Origin of the sequence: Bradyrhizobium sp. in8p8 (assembly GCF_000426845.1) — a bacterium.
GTDB classification, from domain to species: domain Bacteria; phylum Pseudomonadota; class Alphaproteobacteria; order Rhizobiales; family Xanthobacteraceae; genus Bradyrhizobium; species Bradyrhizobium japonicum_C.
Genome location: NZ_AUGD01000001.1, coordinates 363,893 through 382,678, shown reverse-complemented (window position 1 = coordinate 382,678; position 18,786 = coordinate 363,893). Strand labels below are relative to the sequence as shown.

The 18,786-nt window shown below is 63.1% G+C and carries 15 protein-coding genes; 11 read left to right on the top strand and 4 right to left on the bottom strand.

Annotated elements, in window-relative coordinates:
• The first annotated feature begins 713 nt into the window (after nucleotides 1–713).
• On the top strand, nucleotides 714–3,233 hold the full coding sequence (locus tag K408_RS0101775) for a glucose/quinate/shikimate family membrane-bound PQQ-dependent dehydrogenase (RefSeq protein WP_028145776.1): 2,520 nt from the start codon (nucleotides 714–716) through the stop codon (nucleotides 3,231–3,233).
• 204 nt (nucleotides 3,234–3,437) lie between these two features.
• On the opposite strand, the gene K408_RS37480 is transcribed toward K408_RS0101775, so the two are convergent.
• Nucleotides 3,438–4,322 (bottom strand): MBL fold metallo-hydrolase, encoded by an 885-nt coding sequence (locus tag K408_RS37480; RefSeq protein WP_024337428.1) that lies wholly within the window; start codon nucleotides 4,320–4,322, stop codon nucleotides 3,438–3,440.
• A 94-nt stretch (nucleotides 4,323–4,416) separates the two neighbouring features.
• Here K408_RS37480 and K408_RS0101765 point away from each other — a divergent pair, with 94 nt between their 5' ends.
• The 9 genes from K408_RS0101765 (at nucleotide 4,417) to K408_RS0101725 (ending at nucleotide 14,093) form a co-directional block, all read left to right on the top strand.
• Nucleotides 4,417–4,749: an ArsR/SmtB family transcription factor gene (locus tag K408_RS0101765; RefSeq protein WP_024337429.1), complete on the top strand. Its 333-nt coding sequence runs from the start codon at nucleotides 4,417–4,419 to the stop codon at nucleotides 4,747–4,749.
• Between the two features lie 19 nt (nucleotides 4,750–4,768).
• Nucleotides 4,769–5,095 carry a rhodanese-like domain-containing protein gene (locus tag K408_RS37475; protein ID WP_029673902.1) on the top strand — a complete coding sequence of 109 codons (327 nt, stop codon included), beginning with the start codon at nucleotides 4,769–4,771 and terminating at the stop codon, nucleotides 5,093–5,095.
• Between the two features lie 149 nt (nucleotides 5,096–5,244).
• Nucleotides 5,245–6,024 carry a sulfite exporter TauE/SafE family protein gene (locus K408_RS0101755; RefSeq protein WP_024337430.1) on the top strand — a complete coding sequence of 260 codons (780 nt, stop codon included), beginning with the start codon at nucleotides 5,245–5,247 and terminating at the stop codon, nucleotides 6,022–6,024.
• Between the two features lie 243 nt (nucleotides 6,025–6,267).
• Nucleotides 6,268–7,419: an ABC transporter substrate-binding protein gene (locus K408_RS0101750; RefSeq protein ID WP_029673904.1), complete on the top strand. Its 1,152-nt coding sequence runs from the start codon at nucleotides 6,268–6,270 to the stop codon at nucleotides 7,417–7,419.
• Nucleotides 7,420–7,923: 504 nt separating this feature from the next.
• A complete protein-coding gene (locus K408_RS0101745; protein ID WP_245265870.1) occupies nucleotides 7,924–8,619 on the top strand; it encodes a hypothetical protein in 696 nt (231 codons plus the stop codon).
• A 292-nt stretch (nucleotides 8,620–8,911) separates the two neighbouring features.
• Nucleotides 8,912–9,748 carry a universal stress protein gene (locus K408_RS0101740; protein ID WP_024337433.1) on the top strand — a complete coding sequence of 279 codons (837 nt, stop codon included), beginning with the start codon at nucleotides 8,912–8,914 and terminating at the stop codon, nucleotides 9,746–9,748.
• Between the two features lie 45 nt (nucleotides 9,749–9,793).
• Entirely contained in the window at nucleotides 9,794–10,531 is a 738-nt protein-coding gene (locus K408_RS0101735) for an ABC transporter ATP-binding protein (protein WP_028145775.1), read from the top strand.
• 617 nt (nucleotides 10,532–11,148) lie between these two features.
• Nucleotides 11,149–12,891 carry an ABC transporter permease gene (locus tag K408_RS0101730; protein ID WP_491018462.1) on the top strand — a complete coding sequence of 581 codons (1,743 nt, stop codon included), beginning with the start codon at nucleotides 11,149–11,151 and terminating at the stop codon, nucleotides 12,889–12,891.
• Nucleotides 12,892–12,893: 2 nt separating this feature from the next.
• The gene (locus K408_RS0101725) at nucleotides 12,894–14,093 is read left to right on the top strand and encodes an efflux RND transporter periplasmic adaptor subunit (protein WP_024337436.1); all 1,200 of its coding nucleotides are present in this window, start codon (nucleotides 12,894–12,896) and stop codon (nucleotides 14,091–14,093) included.
• An 88-nt stretch (nucleotides 14,094–14,181) separates the two neighbouring features.
• Here K408_RS0101725 and K408_RS0101720 read toward each other — a convergent pair whose 3' ends face one another.
• Entirely contained in the window at nucleotides 14,182–15,273 is a 1,092-nt protein-coding gene (locus tag K408_RS0101720) for an enolase C-terminal domain-like protein (RefSeq protein ID WP_024337437.1), read from the bottom strand.
• Nucleotides 15,274–15,463: 190 nt separating this feature from the next.
• On the opposite strand from K408_RS0101720, the gene K408_RS0101715 reads away from it, so the two are divergent.
• Complete coding sequence (locus K408_RS0101715) at nucleotides 15,464–17,026, top strand: adenylate/guanylate cyclase domain-containing protein (RefSeq protein WP_024337438.1); 1,563 nt, start codon at nucleotides 15,464–15,466, stop codon at nucleotides 17,024–17,026.
• A 40-nt stretch (nucleotides 17,027–17,066) separates the two neighbouring features.
• Here the strand turns inward: K408_RS0101715 and K408_RS0101710 are convergent, their stop codons facing one another.
• Together K408_RS0101710 and K408_RS0101705 are read right to left on the bottom strand one after the other, a co-directional pair.
• Nucleotides 17,067–17,996 carry an alpha/beta hydrolase gene (locus tag K408_RS0101710; RefSeq protein WP_024337439.1) on the bottom strand — a complete coding sequence of 310 codons (930 nt, stop codon included), beginning with the start codon at nucleotides 17,994–17,996 and terminating at the stop codon, nucleotides 17,067–17,069.
• A 185-nt stretch (nucleotides 17,997–18,181) separates the two neighbouring features.
• The gene (locus K408_RS0101705; RefSeq protein WP_024337440.1) at nucleotides 18,182–18,751 is read right to left on the bottom strand and encodes an alpha-ketoglutarate-dependent dioxygenase AlkB; all 570 of its coding nucleotides are present in this window, start codon (nucleotides 18,749–18,751) and stop codon (nucleotides 18,182–18,184) included.
• Nucleotides 18,752–18,786: the final 35 nt, after the last annotated feature.

The following is an 18,786-nucleotide window of genomic DNA, read 5'->3' as shown; positions in this document are numbered from 1 at the left end:
TATGCTTGCGGCCGCAGCCACCCTGATCTTCATTGGGCGTCCCAATCGTGCTGGCGAACACCCGAAGTTCTTGCGCTTCGAGGCCGCGTTGGTTCTGTATCCTCCAATCGTTCTGTCGTTCACTGCACTCGGCGCCGTAGCGTTGATTTCAGGGCTGCTATCCAGATAGCACATTCCCGAATTCGGCTTGGGGTGCGCGCAAGCGAGGCAGCCAATCCCCGAAGGGCCCGGGCCTGCTTTGCCGCTACAGTCGAATTGTTGCCACTGCCTATCATCATCGGCCATTCAAAGCGGCGGACCGCGCTGGCGAAGGCATGCTCAAGCAGAAGGCATGCTCGAGCACATGTCTGTTGGAGCCGGCAAAGCGGGAGTGCACCGGCGCACCATGTTTGCGCCGCGTCTCACTTGCTTGGGGCAAGGTCGAGCTGATCGCTCCTTAAGCGCATCACCCTAATCCGGGGATCGGCCTTGGCGCGCTGATTCGGCCAACCTGACTCTCGGGCCAGAAGGCTTCCTGTGCACCGGGTCTATCGCTGCCCAGGACGATGAACTCCGCGCAGCAGGGAGAGGAGCCGAGGAACGTACCGACAGCGCCCACGTTGCCGAAGAAATTCGTGTGATCGTGCGGCCCTGTTCTGGCGCCAGCGCATCGTGATTCTTGATGGCGGTGCTGAGCCTTAGCAAGCGCTCTCCCGGCACAAAGGAGGCCATTTATGGTGCTTCGGAACGTCATTCTTATGACGCTGGCTGTTGCGCTTCTCGCTATGGGCGTCGCCTTGATGGTCGGTGGTCTCTGGCTGATTTACCTTGGCGGATCCTGGTACTATGCCCTGTCTGGCCTCGCGTTTCTGGCGACCTCCATCCTCCTGTTTCGCCGAGACGAACGGGCATTGTGGGTCTTCTGCGCCCTGACCGCCGGCACCCTGATCTGGTCGCTGTGGGAGGTCGGCCTTGACTGGTGGCCGCTGGCAGCGCGCGGCAGCGTCATCTTCATCGTGGGTGCAATCCTGTTGACCCCCTGGATTGCCGGTAGCTTGGCCCATGGGGGATCTGCATCATCTCGACTTCGCGGGGGATCGGCATGGCATGGCGGCGGACTGGCGCTGTCCATCGCGCTATGCGCTGCGATCCTGGTTGCTGTCGCGTCCTGGACGACTGATCCACATCGCTTGGCGGCAAAGACGACGTCTGTCTCCAAGGCAACGCCGGAGCCGGCGGCTGTAGAAGCGCAGGATCTGCCGCCGGGCGAGTGGCACGCCTATGGGCGCACTGGACTTGGCCAGCGTTATTCCCCCCTCAGTCAGATCACGCCGCAAAACGCCGCGAAACTCGAGGTAGCTTGGACCTATCACACTGGCGACATGCGAGGGCGACCGGGTGATCCCGAGGAGACGACGTTTGAAGTGACGCCGCTGAAGATTGGCGATCGCCTTTATTTCTGCACGCCACATCAGTCGGTCATTGCCTTGGAGGCGACCACCGGAAGGGAGATCTGGCGCTATGAGCCGAAGATCCTCGACAAGCTTGCCCTTCAGCATTTGACCTGCCGCGGGCTGTCCTACTATCCCGGCGCTTCCAGCGCGAACCAGACTCCCGGCACGGAAGCCGTCGATACCGCAGCCGGCCCGCAGACTGATCCTCCGGACGCGGTCATCAACAAGCCGGTACCTGACATGCCGATTGCCGTGGCGGACGGCGTGCCGACCAAGAGCTGCACGGCGAAGCTGTTCATGCCCACCGCGGATGGCCGATTGATCGCGCTCGATCCGGAAAGCGGAGCGGTGTGCCGCGACTTTGGCAGGGGTACCGGTCAGATCAACCTTTGGGCCAACATGCCGAATGTTCGGCCGGGTGCCTACTATTCCACCTCGCCGGTGGTTGTCGCAGGCGGCCTGGTGATCGTAGGCGGTACGGTGCTTGATAATGTCTCGACCAAGGAGCAATCCGGTGTGATCCGTGGCTTTGACGTCCGGACTGGCGATCTGGTCTGGAATTGGGATTCCGGTAACCCCGACCAGACGGCGCCGCTGCCCCCAGGTCAGACCTACACGGCCAATTCGCCCAACAGCTGGTCTATCATGAGCGTGGATGAAGCGCTCGGACTGGTGTACGTGCCGCTCGGCAATCAGCCTCCCGATCAATGGGGTGGCAACAGAAGCCAAAGCGTCGAGCGGTTCTCATCGTCGGTTGTCGCTCTCGAAGTCTCCACGGGCAAGGTGCGCTGGGCGTTCCAAACTGTGCATCATGACCTCTGGGATTACGACGTCCCCTCTCAGCCCAGTCTGATTGACCTGACCATCAAGGGACAGACCGTTCCGGCCTTGGTCCAGCCGACCAAGCAGGGTGAAGTCTTCGTGCTGGATCGACGAAACGGAAGCCCGGTCCTCCCGGTGACGGAGACGCGCGCTCCGGGAGGTGCGGCCAAGGGAGATCACACCGCGCCGACGCAGCCGGTGTCCGCACTGTCATTCAATCCGACACCGCTCAACGGCGCCAGCATGTGGGGGGCGACGCTGTTCGATCAGCTCGCGTGCCGTATCCAGTTTCGCCGCCTGCGATACGATGGGCGCTTCACGCCTCCGTCTACCGATGGATCGCTCATTCATCCCGGCAACTTTGGCGTATTCAATTGGGGCGGCATTGCCGTCGACCCGCAGCGACAGATTGCATTCGTAACGCCTGCCTCGCTCGCGTTCGTGTCTCAACTCGTGCCGCGTGCGGACGATCGGACCATGTATGTCCAGGGCCACAACAGACCTGACAACAGCCTCCCGGCGCTGAACGAGAATTTCGGAGCGCCGTTCGCAGTGAAGCTGTCGGCCTTCACTTCACCGCTCGGATTGCCCTGTCAGGCTCCGCCTTGGGGCTATGTGGGCGCTGCGGACCTCGCCACCGGAAATGTGCTCTGGCAGCACAAGAACGGTACGGTCAGAGATCTCATGCCGCTGCCGATTCCTTTCAAGATGGGAGTGCCAAACCTCGGAGGGCCCATCCTGACCGCGGGAGGCGTCGCCTTTCTCTCAGGCACTCTCGACTACTATCTGCGCGCTTACGACGTGAACACGGGTGAACAGATCTGGGAGGGCCGGCTACCGGCTGGAGGGCAAGCTACGCCGATGACTTACCTCGGTGCCGATGGACGTCAGTTCGTCCTGGCGGTGGCGGGTGGGCATGGTTCGCTCGGCACCAAGACGGGCGACGCGGTGATCGCATACGCTTTGCCGAAGGAGTGACGCTTGTCATGTCCTCCTCTGGCCGCGGACGATCCAAGAGTCGGACGCGGGCTGAGCCATGCAATTCTCAAGGCCGCCCTCGCCAGGGTCGGAGCGCAGCTCGCCAGATTGAATCCCGAAGATCGCAGCGGCACCAGATCGGAGCTGACGTTCGATGTATGATCAGGGTCCGGCGCCGCGGCACGAGATGCGATTGTTTCGGGCCTATACGCAGGTCTGCGCGCCGCCCTTCAGCTTCACGGGGATCGTGAGGTAGCGCACCCCGTTGGCTTCGGCCGGCGGGAATTTGCCGGCGCGGATATTGACCTGAATGGAAGGCAGCAGCAGCCTGGGCGCCGAAAGCTTGGTGTCACGCGCCTGCCGCAAAGCCACGAATTCGTCTTCCGAAACGCCGTCCCTGACGTGGACGTTGTTCTCGCGCTGCTCGCGTACCGTGGTCTCCCACGCGAACGTATCACGGCCTGGGGCCTTGTAGTCGTGACACATGAACAGCCGCGTCTCCGACGGCAGCGCCAGCAGCCGCTTGATCGAACGGTAGAGCTTGTGAGCATCGCCGCCGGGGAAATCGGCGCGCGCGGTGCCGTAGTCCGGCATGAACAGAGTGTCGCCGACGAATACGGCATCCTCGATCTTGTAGGAGATGTCCGCCGGCGTATGCCCCGGCGTGTAGAGAACCTCGACGTCGAGTTCTCCGATCTTGAAGCGCTCGCCGTCGCGGAACAAATGATCGAAATCGCTGCCGTCGGTTTTCAAGTCGGTGGCGTTGAAGATCGGTCGAAAGATGCGCTGGACGTCCTTGATGTGCTCTCCAATACCGATCTTCGCGCCAGTCCTCGCCTTGATGAACGGCGCGCCCGAGAGATGGTCGGCATGAGCGTGCGTCTCCAGCACCCATTCGATGGTGTTGCCGGCATCTTCAGCAGCTTTCAGCATCGCCTCCACGGATCGCGTATCCACCTCGCCCGAACTGTGGTCATAGTCGAACACCGGGTCGATGATAGCGGCCTTTCTCGTGGCGGGATCACCGACCAGGTAGCTCACCGTGTTGGTCGGCTCGTCGAAGAATGATCGGATGATGGGTCGTGACATGTCTGGAACCTCCTGATGTCATCGTCCGGTTTGGTCTTGACGGATATATTAGCATAAACTAAATAAGCAACATCTAAAATACAAGAGAAGGCCGATGGCGTCCTCAACATTTGATCCGGAAACCTTCGAGAAGCAGGCCGTCGAGGTCGCCGCCATCTTGCGGGCGCTCGCGAACGAGCGCCGGTTGATGATCCTGTGCAGGCTGGTTGAATGCGGCGAGGACAACGTCGGTTCCCTGGCTCAAGCCGTGGGCCTGTCACAGTCGGCCCTGTCCCAGCACCTGGCGAAAATGCGCGACGAGGGTCTCGTCGCGTTCCGGAGGGAGAGCCAGACGCTCTGGTATCGCATTGCCGATCCGCGGATCGAACAACTCTTCGCAACGTTCTACAGGCTGTTTTGCGCGCCTGTCAGAACTAGGAGCAGATAAGCCAACATAGGAGCCGATAATGTCGCTACCCACTATCAATCCCGCACAAGCTCGCAATCTCCTGGCGAAAGGTGCTATCCTCATCGACATCCGCGAGGCGAATGAGCATGCCCGCGAAAGGATCGTGGGCGCCCGAAACTTGCCTTTGTCCAAGCTCGACGAGGCCGATCTTGCGGCGCATCAGGGCAAGCAGGTCATTTTCCACTGCAAGAGCGGCGCTCGCACGCAGATCAATGCGTCGCGGCTCGCGTCGAAACTGGACGGAAGCTGCGAAGCCTTCATCGTGGAAGGCGGGATCGACGCCTGGCGCAAGGCGGGGCTGCCGGTTGAAAACGACCGAAAGTAATCGAGCGGCCCAACGCCGAACGCAGAACGGTGCCGACTGATCGCCGCAATGATGCCGGCCTTTGGCCGTCTCGACGTCAAGTGCCCTGGAACTGCCGGGGCTGCCACGTGCCGTCAGGAGCTGCGTGACGGCAAATTGAGGAGCTCACAATGCTGTCGCTGACCCAAGGCGCACTCGGCATCGCCTCCGGTTCGTTGGTCGGCTTCTCGCTGGGGCTGGTCGGCGGCGGGGGCTCTATCCTGGCCGTCCCGCTCCTGATCTATCTGGTCGGGGTGAGCGACCCTCATATTGCGATTGGTACGAGCGCCGTCGCCGTCGCGGCCAACGCGGCTGCCAACCTGGCCAACCATGTCCGTGCCGGAAACGTGAAGTGGCGCTGCGCCGCCGTGTTCGCGGTCGCGGGTGTGGCCGGCGCCTTTCTCGGCTCCACTCTCGGCAAGATCATCGATGGCCAGAAGCTGCTCGCCCTTTTCGCCCTAATCATGCTGGTCGTGGGCGCCCTGATGCTGAGGGGGAACTCCGGCGAGGGCGAGCCATCGGTGAGGCTGAGCCGGGAGAATCTGCCGAAGCTTGTTGCCTTCGGCCTCGCCACGGGAGCGTTGTCCGGCTTCTTCGGGATCGGCGGCGGCTTCCTGATCGTCCCCGCCCTGATCGCCGCCACCGGCATGCCCATATTATATGCGGTGGGTTCATCTCTCCTGGCGGTCACCGCGTTCGGGCTGACAACTGCGGCGAACTACGCCGTGTCCGGTCTTGTGGATTGGTCTCTCGCCGGGTTGTTCATCGTCGGCGGCGTTCTCGGCGGGCTTCTCGGCGCCCGCTCCGCAACCTCCCTTGCGGGTCGCAAGGGCGCGCTGAATACGGTCTTTGCGGCGCTCATATTTGCGGTCGCAATCTACATGCTGGTCCGCAGCCTTGGCCTGATGTGACGAGGCTTGCCCCAGCGGTTGCTCCTCGGAGCCGTCTGGCCGAGAATCCTTCCGAGCATCGGTTCCGCAGACTTGCTGCCGCGGCCATTGCTGCGGTCTGACCGGCAAGCTTCCATCACCCCACAAAGTTGGTCCGACAAGCGATCTTCCCTGAGATTGGATCTTGTCCCTAGCCGTAGGGACAGACTTTCGCCGCGGCCGGAGCGACATTGCGTCGGCGAATAGAATATAAGGGAGGACATCATGATCAGGCGCTGCCTCGCAGCCTTGAGCGTTTGCACTGCAATGATTCTCGCCATCCCCGGCGCACACGCCGATATCAAGGTGGGGATCGTGGTGTCTGCTACCGGGCCGGGATCGGCGCTCGGCCAGCCGCAGATGCGGACGGTTGCGGCCCTGCCCAAGGAGATCGGCGGCGAGAAGATCGTCTATATCGCTCTCGATGACGAATCGGATTCGACCAAGGGCATACAGAACGCCCGGCGCCTTGTCATTCAGGACGGCGTCGATGCCATCATCGGTTCCTCGCTGACGCCCGTGACGATGCCGATGCTCGATGTCGCCCGGGAAGCCAGGACACCGATCATCTCGCTGGCCGCGGCGACCGCCATCGTCCAGCCGATGGATGAGCGGCGCAAATGGGCCTTCAAGGTCGTTCCCAACGACGACCTGATGGCGCTCGCGATTCTCAAGCACATCGCCAAGTCCGGGGTGAAAACCCTCGGCTACATCGGCGTCTCCGACGGCTATGGCGAGGGCTATTACAAGGAAGTGAGCAGGCTTGCTCCGACCTTCGGCCTGACCCTGACCACTCACGAAGTCTATGCGCGCGCCGACACCAGCGTGACCGGCCAGGCCCTCAAGGTCATCGCGACGAATCCGGACGCGGTCTTCATTGCCTCGGCGGGCACTCCGGCAGTGCTGCCGCAGCAGGCGCTGCGCGAGCGCGGCTATTCCGGCAAGATCTACCAGACTCACGGTGTGGCCACCGAGGAATTCATCAAGCTCGGCGGAGCCAGCGTCGAAGGCGCCGTCTTCACCGGCGAGGCGTTCACGATCGCCGATGACCTGCCGGCGGACGACCCGTTCCGCAAGGTTCGGGATCAATTCGTGTCCGCCTACGAAAAGGCGAACGGGCAGAAGCCGAACATCTTCGCGGCGCATCTGTGGGATTCGATGGCGCTCCTCAAGACGGCGATACCGAACGCCTTGAAGACGGCGAAACCCGGCACGGCAGAATTTCGCACCGCCCTTCGCGACGAACTCGAGCGCGTCAAGGACGTATACCTGAACAACGGCCTCTCCACGATGACCGCAACCGATCATAACGGCTACGACGAGCGCTCGGCGTTTCTGATCAAGGTGGAAGGAGGCCGCTTCAGGCTGATGAAGTAGCCGCCGGCAGCGGGCGGCTTTTCCTTTGCGCGAGGCGTCGCGTTCGGCAATGACCGCGCGTTTGCGCGAAGCTGCCCCTTGCCGCGCGCCTAGCAGCAAGCCCTTGGCCTTGCGGGAAACAGGCTCGGGGCACCTTCCACGTCGAGGCCGGCGAGGTCGAACCAGCGGGCAACGACGTGGGCGCCATTGTCCTCCTGAAGTCGATCCGCTTCTGATCGTGGAACGCGGCATCGGGAAGCTCGACCTCCGAGATGAACGGATCAATGCGTTGATCTTGGTCAACGTGGCGGCGGCGAAACGGGGCAAGCTCAACGAAAAGGTGCAGACGCGGAGATTGCAGTGCGTGCTTGTCTCTTTGGGTTGCCTCTCGCGATCGCTGTTCTCGGATTCTCGCCGGCGAACGCGGGTTGCTGGCCGAGCGATAACTTTCCGCTCGTCTGTTGGCTCGATACCAAGGGCGAGGGGTGTTCGGAGCATCATGCGCTAACCAGCGCCAAAGCAGTGATGTACCCGCATCCGAACCAATCCATCTATGAGTTCGAGACCACCCATTGGTGGACCGGGCCTCCCATCACGGCCTGTCCGCCGAGCAAGACGCTCAAGTTTACCGGCATTTGGGACCGCGAGACGGGCAAGGCGGAGGAAAACGTGTCCACCGGCTGGTCGTCGTGGTCGCGCTACGTCTATTGCAGCAACAATCCATGGACCGGACAAGGTCCCTCAACGGTCCCGGTCTGCTCAGGGCCTGCCAACGACAAGAATGTAGGGCAGCCCGTGACCTCGGCGATGCTTTCGCAGAGTCAGCGAGTGAATTTGCTTCAAGTTCAGGAGCCACTACACACGAAGTGTTTGCAGGTCGAACCTGACCCGATGGGGTCGGAATGGCTTACGGGAAACTCGATCGTCCGGGTCGTCGTTTCGCACCATGAATTCCAGAAGATCGAGTGGCACGTTTTCTTCCAGGAGTTCTATTCGTTCGAGGGTTGGAAGGAAGTCCCCGCGCCGAAGTCGAAGGTCCCGCTGTTCTCGACGAAGAAATACACCGAGCGCCGCGTCGCGACCACGATGAGGCAGTTCTGGCTCAACAAGCAGGGACGTTGGATGATCGTCGCGGTTCCGAAGCCGACCTCGCCCGCCGCCCAGCTCGTGGCAACGACCGTCACCAACGAATGCCCGGGCGCGCGATTCAACATCCAGTGAAGGCAGATCGGCCATAGGGGCCCCTCGAAGTACGTGCTGTGACATCGACAGCAATGAACCAGCATGCGAGGGCGCATCTGCGGCGACGCTTCAGCCGTCCCTGCTGCTCAACTCCGCAACGCCGTTGGTTGAGTGAAGGGCCCGTCTGCGCGACGATGTCGCAGCAGAAGGTCGCGGCACGCCGCCGCCTCTCGCCTGGCGCCACAGGGAAAGCCGCCGGTACTCTGAGCTAGATCAAGCTGCCCCGAACTCGCGTGAATATGCTCAGGCAGCTTCAGTTCGGAGAGTCCAAATGGCAATCAGGGACATCTTGCTCACGCTCACCAGCTATCCCGACCCGACCCCGGTCGCGGTGATCGACCGTGCCGTATCGCTGGCCTCTCTCCTCGGCGCCCACATCGCGGCGGTCTCCTGCGAAGTTCATGTGCAGGTGCCTGGCAGTTTCCTGGCGGGGGCCGGCAATGTCGGGGCAATAGTGGCCAGCGAGGCCCACAAGAGCCGGAAGAATGCCCAGGATCTGCTGGCGACCTTCGAATCGACGGCACAAAAATCCGGTGTTGCGCACGAGCTCGTTCTCGATCGTTGTTTGTCGTCCGAGGTGCCGGGCGTTCTGGTGGAGTATGCGCGGCTTCGCGACCTTGCCATTGTGCCGGTGCCGGAATCTTACGATCAATGGTATGCTGAATCGATCATCTTCGGTTCAGGGCGGCCGACCGTCGTGCTTCCGGAAGCGTCGGCTTCCAGGGAGTTCGAACTGAACAGGGTTCTTGTCGGGTGGGATTTCAGCCGCGCGGCTGCGCGTGCAATATCTGATGCCATTCCGATCATGGAGAAAGCGCGCGAGGTCTGCATCCTCACCGTGACCAACGAGAAGACGATTTCGAGCCGACGCTCGTCGTCCGAACTCGCCAAGAACCTGTCGAAGCATGGCATCGACGTCGTCGTGGAGGAGGCCGATGCCGCTGGACGGGCGATCGGTAGGGTTTTCGCCGAGCAGGTGGCCTCCCGCAGGGCGGATCTCCTTGTCATGGGGGCTTACGGCCATTCCCGTTTCCGGGAGTTCGTATTGGGAGGCGCGACCCGGAGCATCCTGACGAAGCCGCCAATTCCGGTGCTGTTGTCCCACTGATCACCGGTCAGATAAGGCCCCGAAGGCGGCGAGCGGGTTATGCCCATGGACGCCCAACAGTTCGAACAAGGTAACAAGAGATCCCCGGTGTTTCACGCCAGGGGTCTTTCGAAGACCTATCGAATGGGAGAGATCGAGGTGCATGCGCTGCGCGACGTCGACCTCGACATCTTCGAAGGCGAGTTCGTCGTGCTCCTAGGCCCGTCCGGATCGGGCAAGTCGACCCTGCTGAATATCCTGGGAGGCCTGGACAGTCCGACTTCGGGCGAGGCTCATTGGCGGGATCACAATCTGGTCGGCGCAACTGATGCGGAGTTGACCCGGTATCGACGTGAACACGTGGGCTTCGTTTTTCAGTTCTACAATCTCATTCCCAGCCTGACGGTGCTTGAGAACGTCGCGCTGGTGACCGAGATTGCGGACAAGCCGCTTGAGCCGCGGGAGGTGCTTGCGCTCGTCGGGCTCGAAAAGCGGACCGATCACTTCCCCTCGCAGCTGTCCGGCGGCGAACAGCAGCGCGTCGCGGTCGCCCGTGCCATCGTCAAGTCGCCGGATGTCCTTTTGTGCGACGAGCCGACGGGCGCGCTGGACTATGAGACCGGCAAGGTAGTGCTGGCGGCGATTGCGCGAGCCAATGAGCGCCTCGGCACCACAACGATCATCATCACGCACAATGCTGCAATTGCGGGCATGGCGGATCGCGTACTTCGGCTCGGAGGCGGGCGGATCGTCGGCGAGGAGCGCAATGCGCATCGGCTCTCGGCAGACGAGGTGCACTGGTGAGCCTGCTCGATCGAAAACTGCTGCGTGACATCGGCGCGATGCGAGGGCAGGTGCTGACGATCGCGCTGCTGGTCGGAGCCGGCGTTGCCGTCTTCATCGGGTCGGTCTCCACCTACGAATCGCTCAACATGGCCGTTGAGCGATTCTACGGGGCTGCGCGGTTCCCGCAGATCTTCGTGACGCTCAAGCGGGCGCCGCTGTCGATTGTCCCGCAACTCGAATCGATTGCCGGCGTTGCGACGGTTGAGCCCCGTATCGTTCGTGAGGTCATCGTCGATTGGCCGGCTGCATCCCAGCCGGTGTCGGCCCGGATCGTGTCGCTCAACCATGCGGGCGACGAAAGGCTCGCCCGACTTCACTTGCGCCGTGGCACGGCGCCCGAGCCAGGCTCTGCGAGAACTGCAGCGATGAACGAAGCGTTCGCGGAAGTCAACGGAGTGAATCCCGGCGACGACGTCCGCGTCCTGCTCAACGGGAAGGTGGAAGCTTTCCACGTCTCCGGCATCGCGCTTTCGCCCGAATATGTCTATGCCGTCAAGCCGGGCCTGCCGATTCCCGACGATCGGCTCTATGCGATCCTTTGGGTCGACCGCAGTGCGGCGGAAGCCGCCTTCGATATGAAGGCAGCCTTCAATGACGCCGTCATTTCGCTGGCGCCGGGCACCGATCCGAAGCCGGTTATCGACGAGCTGGACCGCTTGCTTGAACAGTACGGATCGGTCGGCGCCGTCCAGCGGCGGGATCAGCCTTCTAACCGCTTCCTCGAGGATGAACTGAACCAGCAGAAGGTGATGTCGACCACGATCCCGTTCATCTTCTTCGGGGTTGCGGCGTTCCTGCTCAACAGCGCTCTGGGGAGGATCGTGGCGGTCCAACGCGAGCAGATTGCTGCGTTGAAGGCACTGGGTTTTCCAACCTCGACGCTAACTATGCACTATCTCAAGCTCATCCTCGTTATCGTGCTGATTGGATCTGCGCTTGGTGTTGGAGCCGGCTGGAGCTTTGGGAAAGCGATGATTGCGAGCTATCAAAGCTTCTTTCGCTTGCCTGATCTGCCGTTTCGGCTGACGCCGTGGTCGTTGGCGCTCGGGATTGCGATCAGCCTGGCTGCGGCATCGCTTGGCGTCCTGACTGCGCTGCGGCAGGTCGTCCGGCTGGCGCCGGCGGTTGCCATGCGGCCGGCGGCGCCGCTGGGCTTTCGCCGCTCGTGGATCGAGACACTTCTGCCAGGCAACGCGACCAGATCTCGCCTCCTGATGATTTTGCGGAATACCGCCGGACGTCCATTTCGTTCGTTGCTGACCGTCGCCGGGGTGGCCTTTGCCGTCCCAATGATGGTGTTGGGAATCTTTTGGCGCGACGCGATCAATGAGATGATCGACCTGCAGTTCAACCTGGTGGAGCGCGGCAACACGACGGTGACGTTCCCGCACCCTATGGACCGGGCCATAATGCGGGATCTGGCTCGCGAGCCCGGTGTCTTGGCCGTGGAAGGGCAGCGCATCGTGCCGGTGCGGCTACGCGCCGGCCAGCAGAGTTATTTGACCTCGGTGATCGGTCTATCCGCGGGAGATGAGCTGCGGCGGCCGCATGACGCGACGCTGCGCCCGATCGCGGTAAGCCCCGACGGAATTACGCTCACACGGCGGCTCGCCGAACGACTCGACGCGAAGGCCGGTGACATCCTCACGGTCGAGGCGATGGAAGGACGACGACGGAAACGCGATCTGCCGGTCAGTGCCATCGTCGACGAGGCGATCGGAATGGCATCTTACATGGAGATCGAGACCCTGAATCGCTTTACCGGGGAGGGTGCGGTGATTTCGGCGGCGAGCCTGTACGTTGAGCCGACTGCGATGATAGCCTTGGGGCAAAGGTTCAAGAGCTTGCCGACCATCGAATCTGTGACGATGAAGGCGTATGCGCTCACTTCGTTCATGGAGAAGATCGCCGGGCTCGTTTTCGTGACCGCCGGAATCCTTGCGGCCTTCGCCACCATCATCACGGTAGGGGTCGTCTACAACAGCGCGCGCATCAGCTTGCAGGAGCGCGCATGGGAACTGGCCAGCCTTAGGGTGCTCGGCTTTACGCGCGGCGAGGTTGCGAGCATCCTGTTCGGCGAGTTCGCTATCGAGATCGCGCTGGGGATTCTGATCGGCCTGCCGCTCTCTCATGCCGTTATCGAGCTGATCGCCAGATTTCACTCCAACGAGAGCTTCCAGATACCTGCCGTGATCGCCCCGCAGACTTATCTCATTGCCGTCGGCGTCGTCCTCGCTGCGGCTGCCGCCAGCGCCCGCATTGTCAAAGGCCGTGTTGATCGGATCGACTTGGTCGCAGCTCTCAAGACCAGGGAGTAAACATGCACGTCACGGGCCGTCATATCGCAATTGCTGCCGGACTCTTGGCCGCCGCCGGCGTTACGGCCTGGCTCCTGGTTCCGGCCTCAGTGTCGGTCGAGACCGCAGCTGTGACAAAGGGGAGGTTCGCCGCCACTGTCGATGAGGATGGCAAGACGCGCGTCCGCGAGCGGTACGCGGTCGCCGCGCCGCTTGCGGGGCGCTTGAGCCGGATCCGGTTCAAGGTTGGCGATCAAGTTCAGGTCGACGACGCCATCGCCACGATCACCCCATCCCCAGCGCCCCTGATGGACCCCCGGACCCGCCGAGAGGTCGAGGAGAGATTGGGAGTGGCCGAAGCCAATCTGGAGCGCGCCAGGGCGGTCGTCGAGCGGGCTAAGGCCCAGAGCGATCACGCCAATACCGATTTGACCAGGGCGCGGACGCTGGCTCAGCAAGGAGCGGCGACGACGCAGGCGCTCGAGCGTGCAGAGCTTGCGGTGCATCTCGCCGACCGGGATCTTCGGGCGGCGGAATTTCAGAATCATGCGGCCGAGCATGAGATCAGCCAAATGCGCGCATTGCTGGCCCGGTACGGCAATGATGGCAACGGCCACCCGGATAGCTGGAACGTTGTGTCGCCTGTCGCCGGCGTGGTGCTGAAGGTCGCGCAGGAAAGCGAAACGATCGTGCAGCCGGGTACGCTCTTGCTTGACGTCGGTGACGCCAGAGATCTCGAAGTCGTGGCCGACGTTCTCAGCACCGATGCGGTGGAGATCCGCCCCGGAGCCGACGTCGACATCGACAATTGGGGTGGGGAGGGAAAACTGAAGGGTCGGGTGCGCCGGGTCGAGCCGGCAGCTTTCACGAAGGTCTCGACGCTCGGAGTCGAGGAGCAAAGGGTCAATGTTCTCGTCGACATCCTCTCGCCCGCGAAGCAGTGGGCACGACTAGGAGATGGCTATCGGGTGGATGTTCAGATCACCGTCCTCGCGCGGGACGAAGCCACGATCGTCCCGTCGGGCGCGCTATTTCGTCGGGGTGAAGGCTGGAATGTCTATGTTGCGAAGGGCGGGCGGGCCGAACTGCGCCAAATCGAGCTCCTGCGCCGGTCCGGCCGCTTCGCGGCCGTCGCTTCCGGCCTCGCGCCTGGTGAAGAGGTGATCGTCTATCCCAGCGACCGAGTTGCACCGGACGTGCGTATCGCACCCAGATCACCGTGAAGAGATCGCCGGAGACGGCGAATGCAGTCGCCCTTATACGCCGACATTGGCCGCAATGACGAACACGTTGAGAGCCTCCACCCCCGACCTAACCGACCAGATACTTCTTCACCGCCGCCTCGTCCCATGCGATCCCGTTGCCGGGCTCCTCGCTCGGCAGTGCGAAGCCGTCCTTGATCTTCAATCGTGTTGCCAGCACCGCATCGGCCCAGTCGACATATTCCAGCCAATGCGCGGTCGGCGTGACGCAGAGCAGATGCGCGCTCACTTCCGAGAACAGATGCGTGGACATCTCGATGCCGGCGGCGTGCGCAAGCGCCGCGGCACGGAGCCAGCCGGTGACGCCGCCGATGCGTTGAACGTCCGGCATCACGTAGTCGCAGGCTTCCGCCGAGAGTGCGGATTGCATCGAAAACGCGCTGTCGAAATTCTCGCCGATCTGCACTGGCGTATGCAGCGCGTCCGCAATGCGGGCGCAGCCGGCATAATCGTCATGGCGGATCGGCTCCTCGATCCAGGTGAGGCCCTCGTCGTCGAGCATCTCGCCGCGGCGGATGGCCTCGGTCACCGTCAGCGCCTGGTTGTAGTCGCACATCAGCGTGACCTGATCTCCGACGGCCTTGCGCACCGCGCGCACGACCGCGAGATCCTCCCGCGCATCGGGCCGGCCGACGCGGATCTTGGCAGCCTGGAAGCCTTCGGCCAGCAACTTGTGGGCTTCCTCGACAGCGGCGCCGGCCGGCATGATGCCAAGCCCCTTCGAATTGTACGCCCTGACCGGCTTCGGTGCGCCGCCGAGCAGGCGCGCCAGCGGCAGGCTGCGTGTGCGCGCAAGCGCATCCCAGGCCGCCATGTCGATGCCGGATTGCGCCAGCCGTTGCAGGCCGGCGAGGCCCAGCAGCGTGAAGCGCTGGGCCAGCTTGCGTTCGATCTCGAACGGCAGCAACTCGTCTCCGGTGAGAAGATCTGACATCTCCGTGACCATCGCCGCCAGCGGCCGCAAGGCCGAGGGTGTGAGCGAGAACAGATAGGCATGGCCTACTGCGCCCTGATCGGTCTCGCAGTCGATCAGCACCAGCGGCGCCTTGGCGACCGCGCCGGTCGCGGTCTGGAGCGGCAGGTTCATCGGCACGATCACGGGACGCGCCTGGAAGCGCTTGATGCGGATGGTTTCGGTCATGGGCTTCTCCCGGCCGGGCGGATGCAGATCGGTGCTGATCTTAAGCATCCGTGATCAAACGAAAAGCCATTTGCTGCGACCCCACAAAATGGGGTTGCGCCGGCCTGGAATTATTGGCTCTGTGCCGCCGCATTCTTTGTCGCAGATTCTGTGCAATTTGCGACAAAACCGTACATAACGGAGCCGCAGGGTGAAACAAGAGATCTCCGAAGAACAGCGCAAGAGCGGCATTCTCACGGGCGCCGTGATCGTCTTCCTCCTGCTTGCCCTGCCCCTGGCAGTGTGGCTGGACCTGACCGAGCTGAGCAGTACGGCGCTGCGCCGCCAGGCGGTCGATCTCAATTCAGTGATCACGAGCGTGCGCAGCTACTACGCATCCAACGTGGTCGGGCGCGTGCTCGCCAACCCGAACGGGACGACCAAGGTCGTGCACAATTATGAATCCGTTCCCGGCGCGATCCCGATCCCGGCGACGCTCTCGCTCGAACTCGGCCGGGTGATCGGTGCGCAGCAGGAGAACATCACCTACCGCTTCGTCTCCGACTTCCCGTTCCAGAACCGGGCGCCCCACCAGCTCGACAAGTTCGAGAAGGACGCGCTGGAGGCGCTTCGAAAGGATCCCGAACAGAAGATCGTCGACACCGAGACCTCGTTGTTCAACGACAAGGTCCGCCTCGTGGCCCCGGTCACCATGGGTCCCGCCTGCGTCAGCTGCCACAACAGCCACCCGGAAAGCCCGAAGAAGGACTGGAAGGTGGGCGACGTCCGCGGCATCCAGGAGGTGATCATTGCCCAGCCGATCGCCGCCAACATCTTCTCGTTCAAGTTTCTCCTGGCCTATTTCGTGATTGCCGCCGGCAGCGGTCTGGCGTTCCTGTCGCTGCAGCGCCGCCAGGCGCTTCGCATCAAGGGTATGAACAAGGAGCTTGAATCCGCCAACGACTTCCTGGCCTCTCTGTCGATGAAAATCTCGCGCTACATTCCGCCTCAGGTCTACAAGAGCATCTTCTCGGGCCAGAAGGACGTCACCATCCACACCGAGCGCAAGAAGCTCACCATCTTCTTCTCCGACATCCAGAACTTCACCGCGACCGCCGAGCGGCTCCAGCCGGAGCAGCTGACGCAGCTGCTCAACGAATATTTCACGGAGATGTCGGCGATCGCCCACGAATATGGCGGCACGATCGACAAGTTCATCGGCGACGCCATGCTGATCTTCTTCGGCGATCCCGAGACCCGGGGGGACCGCGCCGATGCGCAGGCCTGCCTTCAGATGGCCTGGCGCATGCAGCAGCGCCTTGCCGAGCTCAATGCGAAATGGCGGGCGTCCGGCATCGAGCAGCCGTTCCGTTCACGCATGGGCATCAATTCCGGCTACTGCAACGTCGGCAATTTCGGCAGCGCCGACCGCATGGACTACACCATCATCGGCGCGGAAGCGAACCTCGCCGCGCGCCTGCAATCCATCGCCGAGCCCGGCGGTATCGTCTTGAGCTACGAGACCTTCGCGCTGGTCAGCGACGTCGTGCGCGCCCATGCGCTGCCGGCGATCACCATGAAGGGCATCAGCCGAGAGGTGATTCCCTATTCGGTGGATGCGCTGAACGACGCTGCGGCGGCGAACAGCGGCATCATCACCGAGCGCGCGCCCGGGCTCGAGCTCTATCTCGACCCCGCGGTGGTGAGATCAGGCGATGCCGCGCGTGTCCGCTCGCTGCTGGAGAACGCGCTCGCCACGCTGAAGCCGGCATGAGGCCCGGCCTCGGTCTGTCCAGCCCAACGCCTTGCGCCGGTTACGGCAGTCCCCGCGCCTCCAGCTGCCGCACCAGCAGGAGCGTGGGTTCGGCGAGGCTGTCGCCGGAGCCGTCGAGGCCGAAGGCGCTCGCAATGCCGTCGCGGCTGCGCAGCAATGCGCTGCGCGGGCAGTGGCCGGCGCCGCAGAGCGTCTTCTTCAGGGTTTCGCCCTGCGCCACGAGGCCGGCGGAATCATCCGCGGCCCAGGCCAGCACGATCGGCACATCGACATTGAGGATGCCGGGGAAGACCGAGCGCTTGTCGTACTGGGCGGCATCGGTGCCGAGATAGGCCTTCTCGCTGTCGCTCGCGTCCTTGCCGACGCGGTAGATCCCGGACACCAGCACGACGCCGGCGACGTCGGCGCCGTCGGTCTGCAGCTCGGGATGCGCCAGCAGCGTTGCGAGATGGAACGCGCCGGCACCGTATCCGACCGCGACGATCTCGCGGTGGTCGCCGTTGAACAGGTCGATATTGCCGTGGACCCACGATAGCGCGGACGCCACGTCGGAGGCGCCGGCCGGCCAGGTCGCCGCGGGCGCCAGGCGGTAGTTGACGCGGACCCCGACCATGCCGTTGCGTGCGGCAAAGCACATGACCTGATCCTGGATCTGACGGGCCAGCTCCGGCGCCGCGCGGTCGCCGGTGAAGGTGTCGCCCGCGACGAACAGCAGCACAGGCCGTGGCGTGTCGGCCTTGGTCGCGTTGGTCGCGACATCTAGCACGTTGGCCTCGCTCTCGCCGTAGCGCAGACCGCGCGAGAAGGTGACCTGCTCGCACAGCCGCGCGGTGCCGCCGGCCGTGGTGTCGGAATCGGTGAGGCCCGCCCGGACGAGATCGGACGGCGCAGCCAGCCGGTGCGGCAAAGGCCCGTGCGCCGAGGCCGTGGTCATGGTCAGAAGGAGGAAAAATGCCAGATAATTCTTCATCGTGATGCGGGCCCTGTGGGGCATATTGGCTCGCCGATTTGGCCTGTCTTTTCAGTTCGCCTCATTAGTTGGCTGCCCTTGAGGCGGATTCACGGCACCCTTGGCGAGGCGTTGCCGGCTTCGACCCGGTACAGGCCTTCTACTGTGCATGGGGTTGTTTTCGCGGTTTTGTTTTGGACCGCCCATCAGGTCCGTTTCATCGTGCGGAAGGTGATGGAATAGCGCCGCGCCTCGACGGGCGGGATGCTGTGTTCCCACACGGAGCGCGCCTCGCCGTCCATCATGTAAAGCGAGCGCGGCAGGGCCTCGAGCGTGTGGCGTTCCCACCGGTCGCCGCTGCGGCGGCGGAAGCGGAACTTGCAGGGCGAGCCCAGCGACAATCCGAAGACCTTGTCGAAATGCGGCTTGTCACGGTGCCAGCCGATGCCGACACTGACCTCGTACTCGGTACACAGCACCTGCCGGACGCTGGCCTCCGGCAGCCCCGCCCATGCCTCGACCCGGCGGGCGACGGGCGTCACCCAATCCGGGATCGGCTCCGCCTCGGCCAGCCGCTGCAGCGCATAATCGTAGCGATAGCCGAACGAGGCGACCCGGCGGTTGCCTTCGAAGGCCCCGAACTGGAAGCGCCGCAGCGGCAATGCTGCGATGCGATCGATCAGGTCCTGCTCGATGGCGGCGTTGATGAAGTCGTCCGTGTAGCGGAGCCCCGCAGGGCCGTCTTCGCCGCCGCCGAACAAGGCCAACTGGGTCATTCTCGCACGTCCGTGATGGAACCTCTTGGCGGCTG